A 21,364-nucleotide genomic window follows, 5' to 3' on the forward strand; every position below is an offset into this window, starting at 1 on the left:
CTCCCCCTGAACGCACTCTGAACCTGAGCTGAACCGATTCGAACCGGCTGTTTTAACGAATTTTTGCAGGAGATCCGACCATGCGCGTATTCCTCGCTTTGCTGTTGCTGGCCTTGAGCGGGCTCAGTCAGGCCGCCATCAAGACTCAGGAAATCCCTTATCAGAGCGCCGACGGCACGAAGCTGATCGGCTATTACGCCTACGACGACGCGATCAAAGGCCCACGCCCGGGCGTGGTGGTGGTGCACGAGTGGTGGGGGCTCAACGACTACACCAAGCGTCGCGCCCGTGATCTGGCCGGTCTGGGCTACAGCGCGCTGGCCATCGACATGTATGGCGACGGCAAGAACACCGAACATCCCAAGGACGCCATGGCCTTCATGCAGGCCGCGTTGAAAGACAGCGCGGCGTCCAGCGCGCGCTTTCAGGCCGGGCTCGATCTGTTGAAGAAACAGGCGCAAACCGACCCGAACAAGGTGGCGGCCATTGGTTATTGCTTTGGCGGCGCGGTGGTACTGAATGCGGCGCGTCAGGGCTTGCCGCTGCTGGGCGTGGTGAGTTTCCACGGGGCGCTGGCGACGAAAGCGCCGGCAACGCCGGGCAGCGTGAAGGCGAAAATCCTGGTCGAGCACGGTGCGCTGGACAGCATGGTCACGGCGGATAACGTGGCGGCATTCAAGAGCGAGATGGACAAGGCCGGGGCCGATTACCAATTCGTCAGCCTTGAGGGGGCCAAGCACGGATTCAGCAATCCGGACGCAGATCGCCTGGGCCATGGCGATCATGGCGGCCCGGATATTGGTTACAACAAGGCGGCGGATGAAAAGTCGTGGGCGGATATGCAGGCTTTCTTCAAGAAGATTTTTAGCTGAGTTGGTGAACCCTGTGGCAGTGGGCTTTTGTGGTGAGGGGATTTATCCCCTCGCCACAAAAGCCTTTGCTACTACCCAGTACCCAGCCAACCCGGCAAAATGCCCGACATGAATGCCCTCCCTGCCCTGCCCGCTTGCTGCACCCCGCTCGATGCCCATTGGCCGCTGCCGTTTGTGCTGCCCGATACGGTGCTGCTGAGCACGCACTTCGACACCTCGCAACTGGCCGTCGATGATTTCCAGCGCAGCGCCATCGAACCACCCGCGACTATCCAGCGCTCCGTCGCCAAGCGTCAGGCAGAATTCCTGGCCGGGCGGATTTGCGCACGGGCCGCATTGAAACAGCTGGAAGGGTTGAATGTCGTCCCGGCCATTGGCGACGACCGGGCGCCGGTCTGGCCTGCGCACATCAGCGGCTCGATCACTCACACCACCGGCCGGGCGGCGGCGATTGTCGCAAAGAAAACCCATTGGCGCGGCCTGGGCATGGACCTGGAAAACCTGCTCAACCCTGAACGGGCGGAACGCCTGGCCGGGGAAATCCTGACGCCCGCGGAATTGCAGCGCCTGGCCGCCGGGCCTCGCGATCAACTGGCAATGCGGGTGACGCTGACGTTTTCGGTGAAGGAAAGTCTGTTCAAGGCGCTCTACCCAATCGTGCAGCAACGGTTTTATTTCGAGCACGCCGAAGTGCTGGAGTGGACCGAGGGGGGTGAGGTGCGGTTGCGGTTGCTGACAGACCTGTCCAGCGAGTGGCGCAACGGTACTGAGCTGGATGCGCAGTTTGGGGTGATGGATGGGCAGTTGTTGAGTCTGGTCAGCATCAAGGCCTGAGGATTTTCAGTGTTTGGGAGGGCCTCATCGCGGGCAAGCCCGCTCCCACAGGGATCTATGTAGCACCACAAATCCCTGTGGGAGCGGGCTTGCCCGCGATGAGGCCCTAAAAGACACCAAAGATCTCAACGCTTCTCCTGATTCCGCGGCCAACTCAGGCTAAAGCAAGCCCCACCCAGACTCTTGCTCTTGCTGATCAACGCGCGTCCGTCATGCCAATGGATAATCCGCCGCACGATCGACAAGCCCAACCCATGCCCGCCCGACGCGCGGGTTCTGCTGTCATCCAGTCGCAGGAACGGCGTAAAGATCTTCTCCCACGCCGATTCCGGAACGCCCGGTCCGTCATCTTCGATATCCACCCGACAACGCTGCTGCCCCACCTGGTAACTCACCGTCACCCGCGATTGCGCATGGCGCATGGCGTTGCTCACCAGGTTCTGAATCGCCCGGTGTAAATAACGAGGCTCAGCCTCCACCCAGGCGTCGTCACAATCGGCCGCCGACAGGCACAACCCGCGCTGCACCGTGACGTCCGCACGCAATGGCGCCAACTCTTCGATCACCTGATTGACCAGCGCATCCAGATCGATGCGCTGGAAATTCAACGCCGGCGAACCCTGTTCCAGCCGCGCGTAGGTGAGCATCTCGTCCACCAGCCGGTCGAGATCCTCGATGTCGTGGTCCATGCCTTCGCAGTATTTCTCCAAGGCCTGGGGCGTGGTGGCCGAGCCGATCATCTCCAGGCCAAAGCGCAGGCGCGCCACCGGTGTGCGCAACTCGTGAGACACCGCGCGCACCAGTTCCCGTTGAATCGCCAGCAACTGTTGCAGGTGCTCGGCCATGCCGTTGAACGCCGACGCCAGGCGCCCGACCGAGTCCGCGCCGCGTGCCGGCACTCGGGTTTCCAGGCTACCCCGGGCGATACGCGTGGCAGCCGCTTCGAGGCCGCGCAAACGACGCTCCAGTTGCCGCACCAGCAAATAGACGATCAAACCGATCAGGCTCAAACCGAGGGCCGCGATCAGCACCAGCCATTCCGGCGGGTAAGGATTCATCTGGTACAGCGGACCGATTTCCAGCACCCACGGCGTGCCGACCATGCCGGCAAAGACCCGGATCGAGTCGCCCTCCTTGCCCAGCGCCATCACCGTGTCGCCTTCGGCCACGCGGCGGCTCTGGTCTTCATCCATGTCAGCCTCACCGACCGTGACCAGCCGCAGGTCGAAACCGAAGCCCTTCTCTTCCTTTATCTGCGCCAGGCGTTTCGGCTGGTCGGCCACCGGGACGCGCACCAGTTCGTCGGCGAGCAGGTAAATCGTTGCCCGGGCCAGTTGCTCGCTGATCTGCTGCACCTCGCCGGTGAGCACCAACTGTTCCTTGTCGCTGACCAGTCGATAGACCTTCGCCGCATGCGGACCGGTTTGCTCCACCAGCGCCTGGCCGCGCAACACGCGGGTGCGTTGGGTCAGGTCGAGGTCGGTCTGGGCGAAGGTTTTCAGCGCCAGGGGAATACCCAGCAGCCGTTCCCACACCAGCAAGGCGCGGTGACGTTGGGTTTCGTTCATCGGTTGCAGGTTGTCGGCCATCAGCGAGAACGTGCCGTGGGCCAGGCGCTCGCGGTACTGCTCGCTGCGCACCTGGTTGAGCATGTGCAGGGCCAGCACGCCGAGCACCGCCACCAGAATCAGCGCCGCACACATGCCGCCATAGATGCGCAGGAAGATCGAATTCACAGCGAGGGATCTACGCAGGCTTCAGGCACGAACAGATAACCTTTGCTGCGAATGGTCTTGATCAGTCGCGGATGGTCCGGGTCGTCGCCGATCTTCGGCCGGATGCGCGAAATGCGCACGTCGATGGAACGGTCCTGGCCGTCATAGCCGATGCCGCGCAACGCGGTGAAAATCTCTTCCCGGGACAGAATGCGCCCGGCGTTGGCCACCAGCAGCCACAGCAGGTCGAACTCGGCGCTGGTCAATTCGATGCCGTTGTCATGCAACCAGGCTTCACGCAGCGCGTTGTCGACCACCAGCGGACCGAACTGCAGACGCCGCTGTTTTTCCGGGACCGGCTCAGGTGCTTCACTGCGGCGCAACAGCGCCTGAATGCGCGCCAGCAGCAAGCGCGGGCGCACCGGCTTGCACACGTAGTCGTCGGCACCCAGGTCGAGACCGAGGATCTGATCGGTGTCATCGGTGCGGGCGGTGAGCATCAGGATCGGCCCGTCGAACTTGTCGCGGACCTTGCGGCAAATACTCAGGCCGTCTTCGCCCGGCAACATCAGGTCGAGGATCACCAGGTCCGGTTTCTCATTGATGATGCGAGCCGCGGCCAAGGCGCCATTGCCCTCGATCGACACGCGCAGGCCGTTGGCTTCCAGGTAATCGCGGGTCAGTTCGGCCAGACGCTGGTCGTCTTCGACAATCAATACCTGCCAGGCTTCTTGCTCCACGGTGACCTCTGCTTGCCAACAACACTTATAAGGAAGGATCCGCCCGTCTTTTTGTAATGATTGGGGAGGATAAGAATGCGTATGCACCGGCCGATTGTATAAACGCCACTCGCCCAGAACACAAGCCGGCAAATGCGTTCGGACACGCCGGTTTTTTGTGATAGGGTTCGCGCCCTTAAAAATCCAAATGGCCGTTTTCAGTCGTTGAAAATCGATGAAAAACGGTGCGCTCCAGCTAGGTCGCGGCCTACACGCCCGTTCCACCTTTCACACACAATTTACGCACAGGTTTATCCACAGGTAGTACGTTGCAACACCCTCAAAAACGCATTATCTTGTACCTCGGCGCTAAAAAAACCCTACATGTAGGGTTTTAGCTTAAAAGCCCAACCACATTTCAGACCAGAAACTCAAGCGCTTTATTGCCTGTTTATGGTTGAACCAAGCACGATTTTACAAGCCCAAACCGCTCCTGCGGATGGCACCGTTTTTTCGGGTCGGTAAGGCCAGAACGGTACGGGTGTTGCAGCCATTACTGCCACCCTGAATGGAATCCGGTCACGAGCCCAGGCCCGCGACCAAAGACTTCGGCAAGGAAGCGGCATCATTAGCCTTTTTCCTACTGTCCCGAAGTTGTTATGCCCGACACCACGTCGGTTGTAGTGCTTCAGGACAGAACGGTGGGCACCATGAAGGTGCTCAAACAAACATAGAGAATGTGGAGACACTCCCCCATGCAAACCGACACAACTCGCGAGAACCCGCAGGGCACCTTGCCGCAGGCTGCTGATTCGAATTCGGATCTGTCCGCCACCGCGCCAGGCCAGCTGCGCGTGATCAAGCGTAACGGCACTGTCGTTCCTTACACCGATGACAAGATCACCGTCGCGATCACCAAAGCGTTTCTCGCAGTTGAGGGCGGCACCGCTGCCGCTTCGTCGCGAATCCATGACACCGTTGCCCGCCTGACCGAACAGGTTACCGCGACCTTCAAGCGTCGCATGCCGTCGGGCGGCACCATCCACATCGAAGAAATCCAGGACCAGGTCGAACTGGCCCTGATGCGTGCCGGCGAGCAGAAAGTGGCCCGCGACTACGTGATCTACCGCGACGGTCGCTCGAAACAACGCGCTGCCCACGCCCCGGCGGAAGAAGCGGTCAACGCTCACCCGTCGATCCGCATCACCCGCGCCGACGGCACTTTCGCACCGCTGGACATGGGTCGCCTGAACACCATCGTCACCGAAGCGTGCGAAGGCCTGGAAGAAGTCGACGGCGACCTGATCCAGCGCGAAACCCTGAAAAACCTGTACGACGGCGTGGCCCTGACCGACGTCAACACCGCCCTGGTGATGACCGCCCGTACCCTGGTTGAACGTGAGCCAAACTACTCGTTCGTGACCGCCCGCCTGCTGATGGACACCCTGCGTGCCGAAGGCCTGGGCTTCCTTGGCGTCGCCGACAGCGCGACCCACCACGAGATGGTCGACCTGTACGCCAAGGCGCTGCCTGCGTACATCGCCAAGGGTATCGAATTCGAATTGCTGAACCCGGTCCTGGCCACCTTCGACCTGGAAAAACTCGGCAAGGCGATCAACCACGAGCGCGACCAGCAGTTCACTTACCTGGGCCTGCAAACCCTGTACGACCGTTACTTCATCCACAAGGACGGTATCCGCTTCGAACTGCCGCAAATCTTCTTCATGCGCGTGGCCATGGGCCTGGCGATCGAAGAGAAGCAGAAAGAAGACCGTGCGATCGAGTTCTACAACCTGTTGTCGTCCTTCGACTACATGTCCTCGACGCCGACCCTGTTCAACGCCGGTACCCTGCGTCCACAGCTGTCGAGCTGCTACCTGACCACCGTGCCGGATGACCTGTCGGGCATCTACCACGCAATCCACGACAACGCCATGTTGTCGAAATTCGCAGGCGGCCTGGGCAACGACTGGACGCCGGTTCGTGCGCTGGGTTCGTACATCAAGGGCACCAACGGCAAATCCCAGGGCGTCGTGCCGTTCCTGAAAGTGGTGAACGACACCGCCGTTGCCGTTAACCAGGGTGGCAAGCGCAAAGGCGCTGTCTGCGCCTACCTGGAAACCTGGCACATGGACATCGAGGAGTTCATCGAACTCCGCAAGAACACCGGTGATGATCGTCGTCGTACCCACGACATGAACACTGCCAACTGGATCCCTGACCTGTTCATGAAGCGCGTCTTCGATGACGGCAAGTGGACCCTGTTCTCGCCGTCTGAAGTTCCAGACCTGCACGACCTGACCGGCAAGGCCTTCGAAGAGCGTTACGAGTACTACGAAGCCCTCACCGAGTACCCGGGCAAGGTCAAGCTGTTCAAGACCATCCAGGCCAAAGACCTGTGGCGCAAAATGCTGTCCATGCTGTTTGAAACCGGCCACCCATGGCTGACCTTCAAAGACCCGTGCAACCTGCGCAGCCCGCAGCAGCACGTCGGCGTGGTCCACAGCTCGAACCTGTGCACCGAGATCACCTTGAACACCAACAAGGACGAGATCGCCGTTTGCAACCTGGGCTCGATCAACCTGCCGAACCACATCGTCAACGGCAAGCTGGACACCGCCAAGCTGGAACGCACCGTGAACACCGCAGTCCGCATGCTCGATAACGTGATCGACATCAACTACTACTCGGTGCCACAAGCGAAGAACTCCAACTTCAAGCACCGTCCGGTCGGTCTGGGCATCATGGGCTTCCAGGACGCGCTGTACCTGCAGCACATTCCTTACGGTTCCGACGCTGCCGTCGAGTTCGCCGACAAGTCGATGGAAGCGGTCAGCTACTACGCGATCCAGGCTTCCTGCGACCTGGCCGACGAGCGCGGCGCCTACGAAACGTTCCAGGGTTCGCTGTGGTCCAAAGGCATCCTGCCGCTGGATTCGCAACAGATCCTGATCGAGCAGCGTGGCCAGAAGTACATCGACGTTGACCTGAACGAATCCCTGGACTGGGCACCGGTTCGCGCCCGTGTACAGAAAGGCATTCGTAACTCCAACATCATGGCCATCGCGCCGACCGCGACCATCGCCAACATCACTGGCGTCTCGCAGTCGATCGAACCGACCTACCAGAACCTCTATGTGAAATCGAACCTGTCGGGCGAATTCACCGTGATCAACCCGTACCTGGTACGCGACCTGAAGGCTCGCGGTCTGTGGGACTCGGTCATGATCAACGACCTGAAGTACTACGACGGTTCGGTGCAGCAGATCGAGCGCATCCCGCAAGAACTCAAAGAGCTCTACGCGACTGCCTTCGAAGTGGACACCAAGTGGATCGTCGACGCAGCAAGCCGTCGCCAGAAGTGGATCGACCAGGCTCAGTCGCTGAACCTGTACATCGCTGGCGCCTCGGGCAAGAAGCTGGACGTGACCTACCGCATGGCCTGGTACCGTGGTCTGAAAACCACTTACTACCTCCGTGCCCTGGCCGCGACCAGCACCGAGAAGTCGACCATCAACACCGGCAAGCTGAACGCTGTTTCCAGCGGTGGCAACCACGGTGAAGATTCGGTCCTGGCAGCGCCAGCCGGCCCTGCTCCAGTGCCGAAGGCTTGCGCCATCGACGAGCCGGATTGCGAAGCTTGCCAATAAGCCGAGCCGGTAGGCGCTGAAAGGCGCTTACCTGGATAACCCCCGATCGGTCCTCTGGATTGATCGGGGGTTTTCTTTTGCCTGGAGGAATGTGGTGACTGGTCTGACGCCTTCGCGGGCAAGCCTCGCTCCTACGGGATCGCGCTGTTCATCTGAACGACGCATATCCTGCAGGAGCGAGGCTTGCCCGCGAAAGGGCCGGCACAAACAACCCAAGCCCCAGAGAAAAATCCCGCCCATAAAAAAACCCCTCTTTCGAGGGGTTCTTTTTGCAGCAATCAACCAACCAGCATCAGGTCATCTGAATGATGGTCTGCATGATGGTGCTTTGAGTCGAGATGGTCTTGGCGTTCGCCTGGTAGTTGCTCTGCGCCTTGATCAGGTCGACCAGTTCGCTGGTCAGGTTGACGTTGGACTCTTCCAGGGAGTTGGAGTGGATCTCGCCCAAGGTGCCGGTGTTCGGCGCATCGTAGCCCGGGATACCCGACGCGAAGGTTTCTTTCCAGCTGGTGCCGCCCACTGGCTGCAGACCTTGCTCGTTGGTGAAGCTGGCGAGCGAGATCTGGCCGATGGCCTTGGTCTGGCTGTTGCTGAAGTTGGCCAGCATCACACCGCTGCTGTCGATGGTCAGGTTGGTGATCTGGCCGGTGGCGTAACCGTTCTGCGAAGGAATCGAACGCGCGGTGTCGGCGTTGTACTGCGAGGTTTTGGCCATGGAGATTGTAACGACACCCGAGGTAGCGCCGTTCGGTGTCCACACGCCATTCTTTACGGTACCGGGAATCCAGCCGGTGACCGTCAGGTCAGGGCTGACGATCGGCGTCGGAACGGCCGGTGTGGTGACCGAAACCAGATTGCCCGAGGTATCGAACACCATGGTCGAAGCGACCGGCAGGTTCAGCGGAACCGCGGTAGGACTAGGGTCGGTGCCATTCGGGTTGCGACCATCAATCAGGGTGTAGGTTTTCCAGGTGTTCGCGCCCGTCTTCACCATGAATTGATCCATGATGTGCTCGTTACCCTGAGTGTCATAGATCTTGGTACTGAACTGCTTGGTGAAGGAGGCTTCTTTGGTCGGGTCGAACGGGGTGGCAACCTGATCGATAACCGGTGCGGTGGAGTTCAGGTTGATCGTCGACGACACCGTGGAGGTGTTTTTTGGCGCCAGGTTCGACGTGTCGATGCGCAGGTCAGTCAACACGCCATTGATGATCTTGCCATTGGCATCCACGCCATACCCCTGCAGACGCGCAGAGCCATCGCTGTTGGTGACGTAACCGTCCTTGTCGACCTTGAACGTACCGGCACGGGTGTAGGACAGAGAACCGTTGTCGTTCAGCACGAAGAAGCCGGAACCGTTGATGCCCATGTCCAGCACGTTGCCGGTGTTGTTGACGTCACCCTGGGTGAACTGCTGCGAAACGTTGGCCAGGCGCACACCGTTACCGATGACTTTGCTGCCCGAACCCAGCTTGGTGGCCGAGTAAACGTCTTCGAATTCCGCACGGGACGATTTGAAACCGGTGGTCGCGACGTTGGCGATGTTGTTGCCGGTCACGTCCAGTTGTTTGTTGGCTGCATAGAGACCGCTAAGGCCGATATTGAAAGACATATTCCACTCCTTTGTGCCGGGTTAGTCGGCTCTTACATACCAATGGTTTGTACTTTGGACAGGGCAACGCTGCCCAGCCCGGCCAGATTGAGCATCAACTCACCGCCGGTCTGGCTGATGGTCACGCTGGTAACGGTGGCCGGCAGGTAGGTGACCAGCGAAGTCGCCTTGCTGTCGTAAGTCGCCGTGGCGCCGAAGGTGTACGTACCCGCCTTGGCCACTTCGCCGGCATCGTTCTTGCCGTCCCAGATGAAGCTGGCGTTGCCGGCTTTCTGGCTGCCCAGGTCGATGGTGCGGATCACCTTGCCATCGGCATCGGTGATCTTGACCTTGACCGGATCGGCCGCCGAAGGCACGGCGACTGTGCCGGTGAAGCTCTTGGAGGTGTCGACCACCGCCTTGTCGCCCGGCGCGATGACCGAACGGCCCACCAGCGACGACGCCTGCAACGCCTGGGACGAGCTCAAGCTGCCCGCCAGGTTGGTCGCCAGGCCGCCCACGGTGTCATTGAGCGTGGTAATGCCTTCCAGGCTGCTGAACTGCGCCAACTGGGCAACGAACTCGCCGTTGTCCTGCGGCTCCAGCGGGTTCTGGTTCTTCAGCTGTGTCACCAGCAGTTGCAGGAACGCGTCCTTGCCCAGGGCCTTCTTGCCGGTGGCACTGTTCGTCGCGGACGCCAGGCCATCGGGAGTGGTGTTGGTCTTGATCGAAGAGTTGGCCAGGATGTCTTTGAGGCTAAGGCCGCTGGTGGTATCGGTAACACTCATCTGAGTCGCCCCTTATCACTGACCGAGGGTCAGGACCTTCTGCATCATTGTTTTGGCGGTGTTCATCATTTCGGCGTTGGTCTGGAACGAACGGCTCGCGGAAATCATGTCAGCCATTTCTTCCACCACGTTGACGTTCGGGTAGTAGACGTAGCCCTTGGCATCGGCCGCCGGATGGTTCGGTTCGTAGCGCGCTTCAAGATTGCTCTGGTCTTCGACCACGCCCAGCACTTGTACGCCCTGGCCCGCGGCGTCCTGGCTCTGGAACAGCGAATCGCTGCCGCCGCTCTGGCCCCCCTGGAACATGGTGGCGAACACCGGGTGACGAGCGCGGTAGGTCTGGTCGATGCTCGACGAGACGGTTTCGGCGTTGGCGATGTTACTGGCGACGGTGTTGAGGCGAGTGGTCTGGGCACTCATGCCGCTACCGGCGATATTGAAAACACTGGCTAGAGACATGACTTACTCTCCACGCAGGGCGGATATCAGCCCTTTGAATTTGCTGTTGAGCAGGGTGAAGCTCGCCTGGAAGTTGACCGCGTTTTCCGCGTAGTTCGACTGTTCCAGCTGGGCGTCCACGGTGTTCTGGTCGATCGACGGTTGCATCGGCGTGCGATACATCAGCGACTCGTCGCCATTGCCCAGGCCTTGCGCTTCGATATGACGGTTGTTGGTCATGTTCAAGGCGAAAGTGCCGTTCTTGGTTTTCTCGCTTTGCTCGGCGAGCACTTTCGAGAAGTCCAGATCCCGAGCCTTGTAGTTCGGGGTGTCGGCGTTGGCGATGTTGTTGGCCAGGACTTCGGCACGCTGGGCGCGGAAGCCCAGGGCCTGTTCGTGGATACCGAGCGCTTTATCGAAGCTGATGCTCATGTCGGGAAACCTTCGGGTGACCTGATTTTTCGTACGATGAACATAGCAAGCAGCGTGCCAATTCAGAAAAGCCCGTAAACCGGGGCTTTGCGGGCAGGGGCAAGGCGGCAATGCCAGAAAAGCGGCAACGGGTTTCCGCCGTCTGCCGCTTTTCTGCCGCTTCACACGCTCCGGAGAACACCACCTGACCCTGTGGTGAGGGGATTTATCCCCGCTCGGCTGCGCAGCAGTCGTAACGGTTTAACTTAGAAATGCCGGGGCCGCTTCGCAGCCCAACGGGGATAAATCCCCTCGCCACAGAGCTCACTCCTACAGGGGATCGGTGGCGGGTTTGAGAAATCATCAGGCAAAAAAAACGGGAGCCCCTGAGGACTCCCGTTTTTTGATGCTGCCAACAAATCACTTCGCCTGGTAAATGATCCCCGGGCTGCACTGGACCATCTGGTAATGGTCCGGCAATCCGTTCAGCGCTTCGGACGCGCCAAGGAACAGATAACCGCCCGGCTTCAACGTGCTGTGGATGCGCAACAGGATGTCTTTCTTCACCTCGGCGGAGAAGTAGATCAGTACGTTGCGGCAGAACACGATGTCGAACTTGCCGAGGCTCGCGTAGCTGTCCAGCAGGTTGAACGAGCGAAACTCCACCCGGCTCTTGATCGGCGCCTTGATCGCCCAGCGCCCCGGCCCTTTCGGGTCGAAGTAACGCTGCAGGCGCTCGGGCGACAGACCGCGACCGATAGCCAGGCTGTCGTACTCGCCGGTCTTGCAGTTGGTCAGCATGGTGCCGGACAAATCAGTGGCGACGATCTGCACGCCCATCTTCAACTGGCCCATGTTGACCCGCTCGAACTCGTCGATGGACATCGACAGCGAATACGGTTCCTGCCCCGACGAGCACGCCGCCGACCAGATCCGCAGACGCTGGCCGGGAGCTGCCTTGATTGCTTCGGGCAGCACCTTGTTCTTCAAGACTTCAAACGGATAGGTGTCACGAAACCACAGGGTTTCGTTGGTCGTCATGGCATCCACCACCATCTCGCGCAAACCGCTGCGCGGCTGGGTCTGGATGCGCTGGACCAGCTCACCCAGGGACTTGATGCCTTGCTGCTCCATCAGTTTGTTGAGACGGCTCGAGACCAGGTACTGCTTGTTTTCACCGAGCAAAATGCCACAGGCTTTTTCCAGGAAGACCCGGAACTGTTCGAAATCCAAATTACCCGTAGACAATGATGCCGCCTCTTAAATCGTATTGACCGCCAGGGGCAGAAGGCCCCTAGCTGATATCTGCTGCTTTGATCCGGTCGACTACCCGGGATGCCAGGTCATCAGGACGGAATTTGGCCAGGAAGTCATCGGCACCGACTTTCTTGACCATCGCCTGATTGAACACACCCGACAACGAAGTATGCAGGATGATATGAAGCTTTTGCATGCGAGGGTCGTTGCGGATTTCGGCCGTCAGGGTGTACCCGTCCATTTCCGGCATCTCGATGTCGGAAATCATCATCAGGAACTCTTCTTCCGGCTTCTTGCCCTCGTCGACCAGCTTGCGCAGGTAATCCAGCGCTTGCCGTCCGTCGTTCAACGCCACCACTTCGACACCGACCGTCTGCAGGCAACGCGTGACTTGCTTGCGCGCCACCGACGAGTCATCGACCGTCAGTACCCGCAGCGACAGTGCCTTGTGCTGGGTCTCGACATCGACCACACCGACGGAAATCGCTTCCGGTGTCGGCGCCACTTCCGCCAGGACCTTCTCGACGTCGATGATTTCGACTAACTGATTGTCGACCCGAGTCACAGCCGTCAGGTAATGATCGCGTCCTGTGCCCTTGGGAGGCGGATGAATCTCTTCCCAGTTCATGTTGACGATGCGTTCGACCGAGCGCACCAGGAAACCCTGGGTCTTGGTGTTGTACTCCGTGATGATCACGAAGGGATTGCTTTGATCTTTAAGCGCTCCGGAACCGGTCGCCATTGCCAGATCAAGGATCGGAATGGTCGCCCCCCGGATATTTGCCACACCGCACACGACAGGATTGGACTTGGGCATCAGGGTCAGCTTGGGGCATTGCAGCACCTCGCGAACCTTGAAAACGTTGATCCCATACAGCTGCTGGCCGTCGAGACGGAACAGCAACAGCTCCAGACGATTCTGCCCTACCAGTTGCGTGCGCTGGTTTACCGAATCCATTACACCAGCCATGCCCAGACTCCTACACCAACGCTAAGTGTGTTGCGACGCACATTCATCACTAAACGGCACGGCGCTTGCTTTTTAACTCTTATGAACACAGAACCGACATTTTTCCGACACCTGACATCGCCTTTTCGCAGACTGCTCTGTGCAATGTCGGCTGTTTGCCTGTTCAACGCTGGCAGCCCTGCCCTTGCTGACGCGGTTACCTTGCCTGACATGCTTATCGGCGTCACCCAGGGCTTTCTTGAATTCACCGTAGAAGACTATCTGGCTACCAGTCAAACGGAAGGTCGCTACGAAATCCAGGTCAACCAGCTCGATCCGCGACTGCGCATGCCCATGTGCGACAAGGAATTGACAGCCAGTCTCGAGAGCCCGGCCAAGCCGCTGGGCCGGGTCACGGTCAAGGTTCGCTGCGAGGGAACCTCCCCCTGGACGGTGTTCGTACCCGCTCAAGTCCGCCTGTTTCGCGACGTCGTGACCACTGCTCGCCCGCTGCGCCGCGCCGACATTGTCGAGCCCGCTGACGTGCTGCTGCGCGAACGCGATGTCAGCCTGATCAACCAGGGTTACCTGACGACCCTCGACCAGGCGATCGGCCAACGACTTACCCGACCAATGGTCACGGATCAGGTGATTACCCTCGTCCACCTCGAACAGGCAGAAGTCATTCGCAAGGGCGATCAGGTGGTCATTACCGCCCGCAGTGGTACGCTCAGCGTGCGAATGCCCGGCGAAGCAATGTCCAACGGCGGCATGAGCGAACAGATTCGCGTGAAAAACCTCAACTCCAAGCGGGTCATCAAGGCGCAGGTCACCGCGCCGGGTCAGGTGGAAGTGTCTATGTAGGCACCCTTTCCTGAAGAAGTGGCGTTGCCCGAGGCTGTTCCCTAAACTGTGCCGCATGCAGGAGAAGTGCTGGCGCATGCAGGCTCATTGATAAATGGGTCTAAAGTTTTCACAGGGAGAGCCGAAAACATGGCAAGCGTCCAAATACTCAGAGGTTTTTTACCATGGTCATCGATTTCAGCCGTTTGAACAGTTCCTCGTCACTTACGGGCAGTACACGTACCAGCGTTGCCAAGGAAACCGCCGAAGCCGGCAAATCCGCGCCGCTGAATACCCCGGCCGAACAGGCCAGTACCGTCAAAAGCGGGGAATCGGTACACCTCAGCAATGAGGCTCAACAGTTGCAACAGGTCACTGACAAGCTGCGCGATCAGCCTGCCGTCGACAAAGCCCGCGTGGCCGAGTTGAAAGCAGCGATTGCCGATGGCAGCTACAAAGTCGACAGCAACCGTGTAGCCAGCAAACTGCTCAACTTCGAAGCCCAGCGCTAGGCTACGGCCCGCGCCAGGCTTTTGGACGCTTAAAACCCAAGGCCAGCCATGCACGACACTAATTTACTGCAACTGATCACCGACGACTTTGCTCCAGCGCAACATTTGCTGGAGTTACTGCAAACCGAGTCCCTCGCCTTGCACGGTCGTGACATGCCACTGCTCGAAGAAATTCTGGCGCAGAAACAGGCATTGATCATTCTGCTCGAACAGCATGGCCGCAAGCGCAGTGAAATCCTCGCCAGCCTCAATCTGCCGCTCAATCGCAACGGTCTGGAGCAACTGGCCAGCCATTCGAGCATCGGCGAAGAGTTGCTGGCGCAGAGCGATGTGCTGACCGACCTTCTGGCTCAATGCCAGGCGGCGAACGCCAATAATGGCCAGTCGATCCTGGTCCAGCAGGCCGCCACGGCCAACCAGCTGAAAATCCTCACCGGCGGCGAACCGCCAGCCCTTTATGATGCCCGCGGATCAACCGCCAAGCTTGCGAAGCCACGCCCGCTCAGTCAGGCTTGAGCCTTCCAATGACCACGCCCTATCAAGACTCGCAACATGCTGGCAATATACTGGCCAGCCGTAGTCATATTTTGTCTGGAGATTGATGAACCGTGTCCAATGCCTTAACCGCGGAAGATGCCCCGCAGCCACCCAAGGTGCTTACCACGCCTTTGGAAATCTCCGGCAACCTGCGCCAACTGCAAGAAAGCCATGATCCACTGATCATCACGTTCCATGAGCGCACCCAGCGTTTCCAGAGCTATCTGGTGGACGTGGACCGCGAAGGCCGCACCATGGCGCTCGACGAAATGATCCCGCGTGACGGTGAGCGTTTCCTCCTGGCCGGCGAACCGTTCAAGGTCGAAGGCTTTCACGAAGGCGTACGCATTGCCTGGGAAAGCAACGGCCAGTTGACCATCGACGAATCCGGCGACAGTCGCTGCTATCGCGGCCCGCTGCCGGATGAAGTGGTCTATCACCAGCGCCGCAATGCATTTCGTGCGGCATTGAAGCTGGCCCAGCTGGTCAGCGTCGAACTGGACGGTGAAAAGCTCAAGGCACCGATCAGCGGCAAGCTGCTGGACATTTCCGCCACCGGCTGCAAGTTGCGCTTCGAGGGTGACATCACCGGCAGCCTGCAACTGGGCCAGGTCTACGACCGTTTCTCCGCCGCCCTGCCCTTTGGCAAGATGACGGCACCGGTCGAACTGCGTTATCTGCATTTCGAAGAAAGAATCTCCACCACCTTCGCCGGCATCCGCTTTCATAACATGAGCGGCCTGGTGCAGCGTCAGGTCGAGCGGTTCGTCTATCAGCTTCAGCGCGAAGCGCGACGCTTCGACAAAGACGACATGTAATTCGAAGCGGCATGAAAAACGGGCAGTCCCTTGCGGTGACTGCCCGTTTTTTTATGCCCGGGTTTTAAGGCCTGGCCTCGGTGAAGCTTTGCTCACGACCCGTGTCCGGGTCTTCCGGAGAGCGAGGGGTTTCTGTCTCGGTCTCTGGTTCAGGGCTCGGCTCAGGATTGACCGGGCTCTGCATCTGGTCCTGCACCACTTGTTCATCGACACGCGGGTCAAGGCACGCCACCAGCGGCGAACTCGACATACTGTCCGGCATGGCGACGTGATGCAGCGGCGCGTCGTCCACCTGGTGCAGGTTGGTCACCGCTTTCGGACGGATTCGCCACACCAGCACCAACGCGAAGAAACTGAAGAAGGCGTAGAGCATCTGGCTGCCGAACATCTTCATCAGCACCCCGGCGACCAGCGGCCCGATACTGGCGCCGACACCGTAGGTCACCAGCAGCATCGCCGTCAGCGACACCCGGCGATCGCCCTCGACGTGGTCGTTGGAGAACGCCACCGCCAATGGATACAGGCAAAACTTCACCAAAGCACAGAGGAAGCCGGCGATAAACAGCACCTCCAGCGGCACTTGTTTCATGATCGCCAACGGCAAGGCGGCAACGGCGAGGAAAAGCGCAAAGCAGCGGATCAACAGCGCCCTGTCATAACGGTCGGACAGCCAGCCCAACGGCCACTGCACCAGCAGGCCGGCAAAAATGCAGCTACCCATGAACAGACCGACCTGCTCCGTGGACAACCCTTGCTGCGAGGCATACAGCGGCGCCAGACCGTAGAACGAACCAATGATCAGCCCTGCCCCCAGCACCGTACTCAACGACTGCGGTACGCGCTTGATGAAGAACCGCGGTTCCATCGGCGCCGGGTGCAGAGGCGCCGGGTGAATCCGCCGCGTCAGGGCCACCGGCACCAGGCACAGGGCAAAGCACAGGGCGACCAGCATCAACAGCTCCAGACCGAGCGCCGGGTGCATGACCAGAATCAATTGCCCCAACACCAGACCCAGATAGGACGCGATCATGTAACCGCTGAACACCGTTCCGCGTTGCGAGGCTTCGGCCTGCTCATTGAGCCAGCTTTCGATGACCATGTACTGGCACATCATGCCGAGGCCGACGATGACCCGCAAAAAGATCCAGGCAGGCAGCCAGTCCACCAGGCCATGGCCCAGCACCGCCGCCCCGACGATCCCGGCGCAGGCCGAATAGGCACGGATGTGCCCGACCCGGGCAATCAACCGGTGACCGATCTTGCCCCCCAGCACCAGGCCAAAATAGTTGGCCGCCATCAGCGCACCGACCCACAGGCTGTCGACATGGTCGGCCGCCAGGCGCAAGCCCAGGTAAGTACTCAGCAAGCCCGAGCCGATCAACATCATCAGCGAGGCAAAATACAGCGCTCGAAAGGGTTTCCAGATTTGGCGCATCGGCGTTCCGAGCGGCTCCTTGCGGTGAGAAACGGGCTATCCGCAAAGATAGCCCGAAGACGAAGGTTCGTCAGGCCTGGGCGGCCAGGACACGGCGCTCCCAGGGGGTAATTTCATCAAAGAAGCTGGTCAACTCCAGGGTCTTCGAAGCGACGTAGCCTTCGATGAACTCCTTGCCGAACAGTTCCTTCGCCAATTGGCTACGTTTCAGACGTTCGAGGGCGGCATGCAAGGTACACGGTAACGAAAGATTATCCGGCACCTCGAACTCACCCTGGATCGCTGCGCTCGGCTCCAGCGCGTGTTCAATACCGTACAGCCCCGCTGCCAGGCTCGCGGCGATCGCCAGGTACGGATTTGCATCCGCCCCCGGCAAGCGGTTCTCGACCCGACGAGCGGCCGGCGAACTGGCCGGAATCCGTAAACCGGCCGCACGATTGTCGTGGGACCAGCAGGCATTGTTGGGTGATGCGAACGGATGGCACAAGCGCTGATAGGAATTTACGTTCGGCGCAAACAACGCGGTGAAATCCGCCATGCCCGCCTGCTGGCCGCCGATGAAGTGACGGAAGGTCGCGGTCGGTTCACCGGCCTCGTCGCTGAACACGTTCCGCCCGCTGCCGATCTCGACGATGCTTTGGTGAATATGCATCGAACTGCCCGGCGTGTGCGCCAGCGGCTTGGCCATGCAGACCACAGTCAGGCCGTGCTTGAGCGCGACTTCCTTGAGCAGATGCTTGAATAGGAACGTCTGGTCGGCCAGCAGCAGCGGATCGCCGTGCAGCAGATTGATCTCGAACTGGCTGACGCCCATCTCGTGCATGAACGTATCGCGCGGCAAACCGAGTGCCGCCATGCATTCGTAGACTTCACTGAAGAACGGGCGCAAGCCGTTGTTGGAGCTGACGCTGAACGCCGAATGGCCATCCTCGCGCCGACCGTCCAGGCCCAGCGGCGGCTGGAACGGTTGCGTCGGGTCGGTATTGGGCGCGAAGACAAAGAACTCCAGTTCGGTCGCTACCACGGGCGCCAGGCCAAGTGCCGCATAACGTGCGATCACCGCCTTGAGTTGGCCACGGGTCGACAGATTCGAGCTCTGGCCGGTCAGCTCGTCGGCATCGCAAATGGCGAAGGCACGTGGTTGCTTGCTCCAGGGCAAGCGGTGAATCTGCGCGGGATCGGGCACCAGCGCCAGGTCGCCGTCATCGCTGCCGTAAAAACGCGCTGGCGGATATCCGCCCATGATGCATTGCAGCAGCACACCCCGCGCCATCTGCAACCGCCGTCCTTCGAGAAACCCCTCGGCCGTCATGACCTTGCCACGGGGCACGCCATTCAGGTCCGGCGTAACACATTCAATCTCATCAATGCCCGTCAGTCGCTGCGCGAGTGAACGCTGGCCATCGGTTGTCATGACGCAATCCTTTGTTGTTGTGCAAGCCGCGAACGGCGACCGTACAAAATAGGCTCCGCCTGTTCGGAATATCAAGCACTCAACTGACAAATAACCTCGCTCTCTGTGGGAGCTGGCTTGCCAGCGATGGCGTCCAGAAGATCGACGCAGAATCCAAAGGCCCCATCGCTGGCAAGCCAGCTCCCACAGGATTTTTGCGCTCAGGGCAGATAAAGGCTGAACACGCCGCCGCCCAACGGGCCGCCATTGCTGATTTCGGTGCGTCCGCCGATGCCGTTGCGCTGATGCAACGCGGCAATCCGCCCGGCGAAATACAACCCCAGGCCGGTGCTGCCGCTGCTGTGGTTGATGCCCTGCACGTAATCGGCCTGACGCTCGATCATTTCCGTCGGGTATCCGTCGCCATCATCGTTGATCGTTAGCACCAGTTGCCCGGCCTCATCGCTGACGCTGATCAACACCGCATGCCGGGCATAACGGATCGCGTTGTTGATGCAATTGCCCAGTACCGACGCAATCAGCTCCCGGTCGAAGAAACCCAGCGGGCTCAGCGGGTCCACTTCGTAGGTCGCCATGATGCCGCGGCTGGCGAACACGTCCTGGTGACAGGCCAGCTGCGCTTCGATGAAATCATCGAGTTCGTGATAAGCCGGTTGCAACGGCATCTGATTGACGCCGAGCTTGTACAGCCCCAGCAACTGCACGAGCATGCCGTTGAGGTGGGCGAACTCGAATTCGATCACGCCCTGCTCCGGGGTGTGTCGCGTCGGGTCGGGCAGGCGCGCCAGCCATTGGCTGTGGGCCTGCATCAACATCGCCAGCGAGTTCTTCATGTCATGCACGGTGGAAGCGATCACCGTGGAGAAATCCAGTGCCGGGTCGTTTTGGGTCATGCGCCGAACGCCTTGATTTTCAGTTTCTGGTAACGCGCATACCGCGCGTCGGTGTCGGGCATCAGGCCGACCGTTTTCAGGCAGGCCCGACATTCTTCGAGTTCCGCCGACGCCACGCTGGTGTCGGTGCCGTGCAGCAGCGACTGCGCCATGTTCAGCGCGATACTGATGTTTTTCGGTTGCATCGCCAGGGCTTTGCGGAACGCCGCCCGCGCCTCCACCAGGTTGCCGGTCTTGTACACCCGCACGCCTTGACGGTTGAGTTCCGCCGCATCGTTGCCGGAGTTGAGGATGGTCGGGTCGTCGGTCAGTTTGGCGATGTTTTTCATCACGGTCGGATCGTCGCCGTAGATTTCCACGCAGTTTTTCAACATCGAGGCGCCGGCATCGGCCTGACCGAGCATTTGCAACTGCTTGGCCACCAACAGCGCCGCTTCGGCACTCATGAACTGCTCCATGCCATCCAGGCGCAGCATGGCTTGCTCGGTGAGCTTTTCCGCGGTTTCGGCATCGTTGAGCAACAGGCTGGTGGCCTTCATCAGCCGCGCACGAATCTGCAGGCCAGGGTCGGATGGGTTTTCCTTGGCCACGGCACTCAGCGTGGTGTTGATCTCCAGCCGCGTGCGGGTATCCAGGCCTTTTTCGCTGCCCTTGCTGATCAAGGCATGGGCCAGGCCGAGGTTACTTTCAGCATCCTTGAAGCGTGACTGGGCGCCTTGGCTGACCGCCTGTCGATAAGCCTTGGACGCCGTGTCGAAATCTTCGTTGGCCATCGCCAACTTGCCCAGCAACGCCTGGCGGCGCACGGCCAGCGGCGACAAGCGAATCGCCTCCTCCAATACCTGCTGCGCTGCCTTGGTGTCGCCTTCGGCAACCAGTACATCGGCCATGCCGTCGTACAGCGCCGGCATCATCGGGAATACTTTCAGGGCTTTTTCGTAGACGCCCTTGGCCTGACTGACCTGACCGCGCTTGAACAGCAACTGGCCCAGCCCGGCAAACGCCCACGGCAATGGCCGATCGGCAATGATGCCGTCGTAGAGACGCTCCAGCGCCTCATTCTGATTCAAGTCACGCAGGGCATCGGCGCGGTAGCGCAGGCACAGCGGCGAATAGCGGATGTCCTGTTTGCACAGGGCGATGCAGGCATTGAGCACTTCGACCGGCTTGCCGCGATCGAGCGCCTGCAGGATCGGCTTGAGCAAGGTCTTGCGCTGCTCCAGACGCTCCAGGCGCTGAGCCAGGCCCGAGCGGTTGAACGGTTTGGTCAGGTACGCATCGGGTTCATGCTCCAGGGCGCTGAGTACCATCGCCTGGCTGGTCTCGGCAGTGACCATGACAAACACGGCTTCATGGCTGATCAGCTTTTCGACCATCAGGTCTTCGAGCACCTGCTGACCGTTCTTCTTGCCGTCGCCGAGGTGGAAATCCTGCAGGATGAAATCGTAGGACTTCTGCGAACACATGCGCAGCGCCTGCTCGCCGGTGTCGGCGGTGTCCACGTCCTTGACGCCCAGCTCACGCAGCATGGAACGGACCGAACTGCGGAAATCGGAGAAATCATCGACGATCAGAAAACGCTTTTGGTGATACGACAGCATCGAAGATTTCCAGGCAATTTTAAGAAGAAGATCATGACTGTCCGGGTTATCGGCCAGCAGGGTCATTCACTTGAAGAAATGGGAATG

Annotated in this window: 19 protein-coding genes; 7 read left to right on the plus strand and 12 right to left on the minus strand. The window is 59.9% G+C overall.

Annotated elements, in window-relative coordinates:
• The first annotated feature begins 80 nt into the window (after positions 1-80).
• Positions 81-872 carry a dienelactone hydrolase family protein gene (locus tag J2Y86_RS10695; RefSeq protein WP_253430738.1) on the plus strand — a complete coding sequence of 264 codons (792 nt, stop codon included), beginning with the start codon at positions 81-83 and terminating at the stop codon, positions 870-872.
• Positions 873-980: 108 nt separating this feature from the next.
• Positions 981-1,706 carry a 4'-phosphopantetheinyl transferase family protein gene (locus J2Y86_RS10700; protein WP_253430756.1) on the plus strand — a complete coding sequence of 242 codons (726 nt, stop codon included), beginning with the start codon at positions 981-983 and terminating at the stop codon, positions 1,704-1,706.
• Positions 1,707-1,831: 125 nt separating this feature from the next.
• On the opposite strand, the gene J2Y86_RS10705 is transcribed toward J2Y86_RS10700, so the two are convergent.
• Together J2Y86_RS10705 and J2Y86_RS10710 are read right to left on the minus strand one after the other, a co-directional pair.
• The gene (locus J2Y86_RS10705; protein WP_253430759.1) at positions 1,832-3,442 is read right to left on the minus strand and encodes an ATP-binding protein; all 1,611 of its coding nucleotides are present in this window, start codon (positions 3,440-3,442) and stop codon (positions 1,832-1,834) included.
• Positions 3,439-4,161, minus strand: a complete 723-nt coding sequence (locus J2Y86_RS10710) for a response regulator (RefSeq protein ID WP_253430762.1) — start codon at positions 4,159-4,161, stop codon at positions 3,439-3,441. Before J2Y86_RS10710 ends, J2Y86_RS10705 begins: the two co-directional genes overlap by 4 nt.
• Positions 4,162-4,895: 734 nt before the next feature.
• Here J2Y86_RS10710 and J2Y86_RS10715 point away from each other — a divergent pair.
• Positions 4,896-7,790, plus strand: a complete 2,895-nt coding sequence (locus J2Y86_RS10715) for a ribonucleoside-diphosphate reductase subunit alpha (RefSeq protein WP_253430767.1) — start codon at positions 4,896-4,898, stop codon at positions 7,788-7,790.
• 292 nt (positions 7,791-8,082) lie between these two features.
• On the opposite strand, the gene flgE is transcribed toward J2Y86_RS10715, so the two are convergent.
• The 6 genes from flgE to J2Y86_RS10745 form a co-directional block, all read right to left on the minus strand.
• Positions 8,083-9,402 (minus strand): flagellar hook protein FlgE, encoded by a 1,320-nt coding sequence (gene flgE, locus J2Y86_RS10720; RefSeq protein WP_253430769.1) that lies wholly within the window; start codon positions 9,400-9,402, stop codon positions 8,083-8,085.
• A 32-nt stretch (positions 9,403-9,434) separates the two neighbouring features.
• Complete coding sequence (flgD, locus tag J2Y86_RS10725; protein ID WP_253430772.1) at positions 9,435-10,169, minus strand: flagellar hook assembly protein FlgD; 735 nt, start codon at positions 10,167-10,169, stop codon at positions 9,435-9,437.
• A gap of 15 nt (positions 10,170-10,184) precedes the next feature.
• A complete protein-coding gene (gene flgC, locus J2Y86_RS10730) occupies positions 10,185-10,628 on the minus strand; it encodes a flagellar basal body rod protein FlgC (RefSeq protein WP_133840425.1) in 444 nt (147 codons plus the stop codon).
• A 3-nt stretch (positions 10,629-10,631) separates the two neighbouring features.
• Positions 10,632-11,039: a flagellar basal body rod protein FlgB gene (gene flgB / locus J2Y86_RS10735; protein WP_253430775.1), complete on the minus strand. Its 408-nt coding sequence runs from the start codon at positions 11,037-11,039 to the stop codon at positions 10,632-10,634.
• 399 nt (positions 11,040-11,438) lie between these two features.
• Positions 11,439-12,266 (minus strand): protein-glutamate O-methyltransferase CheR, encoded by an 828-nt coding sequence (gene cheR / locus J2Y86_RS10740; protein ID WP_150633335.1) that lies wholly within the window; start codon positions 12,264-12,266, stop codon positions 11,439-11,441.
• 46 nt (positions 12,267-12,312) lie between these two features.
• Entirely contained in the window at positions 12,313-13,245 is a 933-nt protein-coding gene (locus J2Y86_RS10745; RefSeq protein ID WP_253430778.1) for a chemotaxis protein CheV, read from the minus strand.
• A gap of 81 nt (positions 13,246-13,326) precedes the next feature.
• Here J2Y86_RS10745 and flgA point away from each other — a divergent pair, with 81 nt between their 5' ends.
• The 4 genes from flgA to J2Y86_RS10765 all read left to right on the plus strand — a co-directional run bounded on the left by flgA (position 13,327) and on the right by J2Y86_RS10765 (position 15,934).
• Positions 13,327-14,088 carry a flagellar basal body P-ring formation chaperone FlgA gene (gene flgA, locus J2Y86_RS10750; protein ID WP_253430782.1) on the plus strand — a complete coding sequence of 254 codons (762 nt, stop codon included), beginning with the start codon at positions 13,327-13,329 and terminating at the stop codon, positions 14,086-14,088.
• 164 nt (positions 14,089-14,252) lie between these two features.
• Positions 14,253-14,579: a flagellar biosynthesis anti-sigma factor FlgM gene (gene flgM, locus J2Y86_RS10755; RefSeq protein ID WP_017340202.1), complete on the plus strand. Its 327-nt coding sequence runs from the start codon at positions 14,253-14,255 to the stop codon at positions 14,577-14,579.
• A 48-nt stretch (positions 14,580-14,627) separates the two neighbouring features.
• Positions 14,628-15,095 carry a flagella synthesis protein FlgN gene (locus tag J2Y86_RS10760; RefSeq protein WP_253430785.1) on the plus strand — a complete coding sequence of 156 codons (468 nt, stop codon included), beginning with the start codon at positions 14,628-14,630 and terminating at the stop codon, positions 15,093-15,095.
• Between the two features lie 92 nt (positions 15,096-15,187).
• Positions 15,188-15,934: a flagellar brake protein gene (locus J2Y86_RS10765; protein WP_253430787.1), complete on the plus strand. Its 747-nt coding sequence runs from the start codon at positions 15,188-15,190 to the stop codon at positions 15,932-15,934.
• Between the two features lie 64 nt (positions 15,935-15,998).
• On the opposite strand, the gene J2Y86_RS10770 is transcribed toward J2Y86_RS10765, so the two are convergent.
• The 4 genes from J2Y86_RS10770 to J2Y86_RS10785 form a co-directional block, all read right to left on the minus strand.
• Positions 15,999-17,369 carry an MFS transporter gene (locus tag J2Y86_RS10770; RefSeq protein WP_253430790.1) on the minus strand — a complete coding sequence of 457 codons (1,371 nt, stop codon included), beginning with the start codon at positions 17,367-17,369 and terminating at the stop codon, positions 15,999-16,001.
• 70 nt (positions 17,370-17,439) lie between these two features.
• Positions 17,440-18,681: a glutamine synthetase family protein gene (locus tag J2Y86_RS10775; RefSeq protein ID WP_253440209.1), complete on the minus strand. Its 1,242-nt coding sequence runs from the start codon at positions 18,679-18,681 to the stop codon at positions 17,440-17,442.
• Between the two features lie 302 nt (positions 18,682-18,983).
• Positions 18,984-19,676: a sensor histidine kinase gene (locus J2Y86_RS10780; protein ID WP_253430793.1), complete on the minus strand. Its 693-nt coding sequence runs from the start codon at positions 19,674-19,676 to the stop codon at positions 18,984-18,986.
• Positions 19,673-21,277 (minus strand): tetratricopeptide repeat-containing response regulator, encoded by a 1,605-nt coding sequence (locus tag J2Y86_RS10785; protein WP_253430810.1) that lies wholly within the window; start codon positions 21,275-21,277, stop codon positions 19,673-19,675. Before J2Y86_RS10785 ends, J2Y86_RS10780 begins: the two co-directional genes overlap by 4 nt.
• Positions 21,278-21,364 lie beyond the last annotated feature (87 nt).

Origin of the sequence: Pseudomonas migulae (assembly GCF_024169315.1) — a bacterium.
Taxonomy (GTDB): Bacteria; Pseudomonadota; Gammaproteobacteria; order Pseudomonadales; family Pseudomonadaceae; genus Aquipseudomonas; species Aquipseudomonas migulae_B.

Bases quoted from the DNA above. Each gene is read 5' to 3' on its own strand.
- J2Y86_RS10780 (WP_253430793.1), bottom strand. From the start codon at position 19,676: ATGACCCAAAACGACCCGGCACTGGATTTCTCCACGGTGATCGCTTCC.
- J2Y86_RS10715 (WP_253430767.1), top strand. From the start codon at position 4,896: ATGCAAACCGACACAACTCGCGAGAACCCGCAGGGCACCTTGCCGCAG.
- J2Y86_RS10775 (WP_253440209.1), bottom strand. From the start codon at position 18,681: ATGACGGCCGAGGGGTTTCTCGAAGGACGGCGGTTGCAGATGGCGCGG.
- J2Y86_RS10760 (WP_253430785.1), top strand. From the start codon at position 14,628: ATGCACGACACTAATTTACTGCAACTGATCACCGACGACTTTGCTCCA.
- J2Y86_RS10770 (WP_253430790.1), bottom strand. From the start codon at position 17,369: ATGCGCCAAATCTGGAAACCCTTTCGAGCGCTGTATTTTGCCTCGCTG.
- J2Y86_RS10695 (WP_253430738.1), top strand. From the start codon at position 81: ATGCGCGTATTCCTCGCTTTGCTGTTGCTGGCCTTGAGCGGGCTCAGT.
- flgM (WP_017340202.1), top strand. From the start codon at position 14,253: ATGGTCATCGATTTCAGCCGTTTGAACAGTTCCTCGTCACTTACGGGC.
- flgA (WP_253430782.1), top strand. From the start codon at position 13,327: ATGAACACAGAACCGACATTTTTCCGACACCTGACATCGCCTTTTCGC.
- flgE (WP_253430769.1), bottom strand. From the start codon at position 9,402: ATGTCTTTCAATATCGGCCTTAGCGGTCTCTATGCAGCCAACAAACAA.
- J2Y86_RS10785 (WP_253430810.1), bottom strand. From the start codon at position 21,277: ATGCTGTCGTATCACCAAAAGCGTTTTCTGATCGTCGATGATTTCTCC.
- J2Y86_RS10700 (WP_253430756.1), top strand. From the start codon at position 981: ATGAATGCCCTCCCTGCCCTGCCCGCTTGCTGCACCCCGCTCGATGCC.
- flgC (WP_133840425.1), bottom strand. From the start codon at position 10,628: ATGTCTCTAGCCAGTGTTTTCAATATCGCCGGTAGCGGCATGAGTGCC.
- J2Y86_RS10745 (WP_253430778.1), bottom strand. From the start codon at position 13,245: ATGGCTGGTGTAATGGATTCGGTAAACCAGCGCACGCAACTGGTAGGG.
- flgB (WP_253430775.1), bottom strand. From the start codon at position 11,039: ATGAGCATCAGCTTCGATAAAGCGCTCGGTATCCACGAACAGGCCCTG.
- flgD (WP_253430772.1), bottom strand. From the start codon at position 10,169: ATGAGTGTTACCGATACCACCAGCGGCCTTAGCCTCAAAGACATCCTG.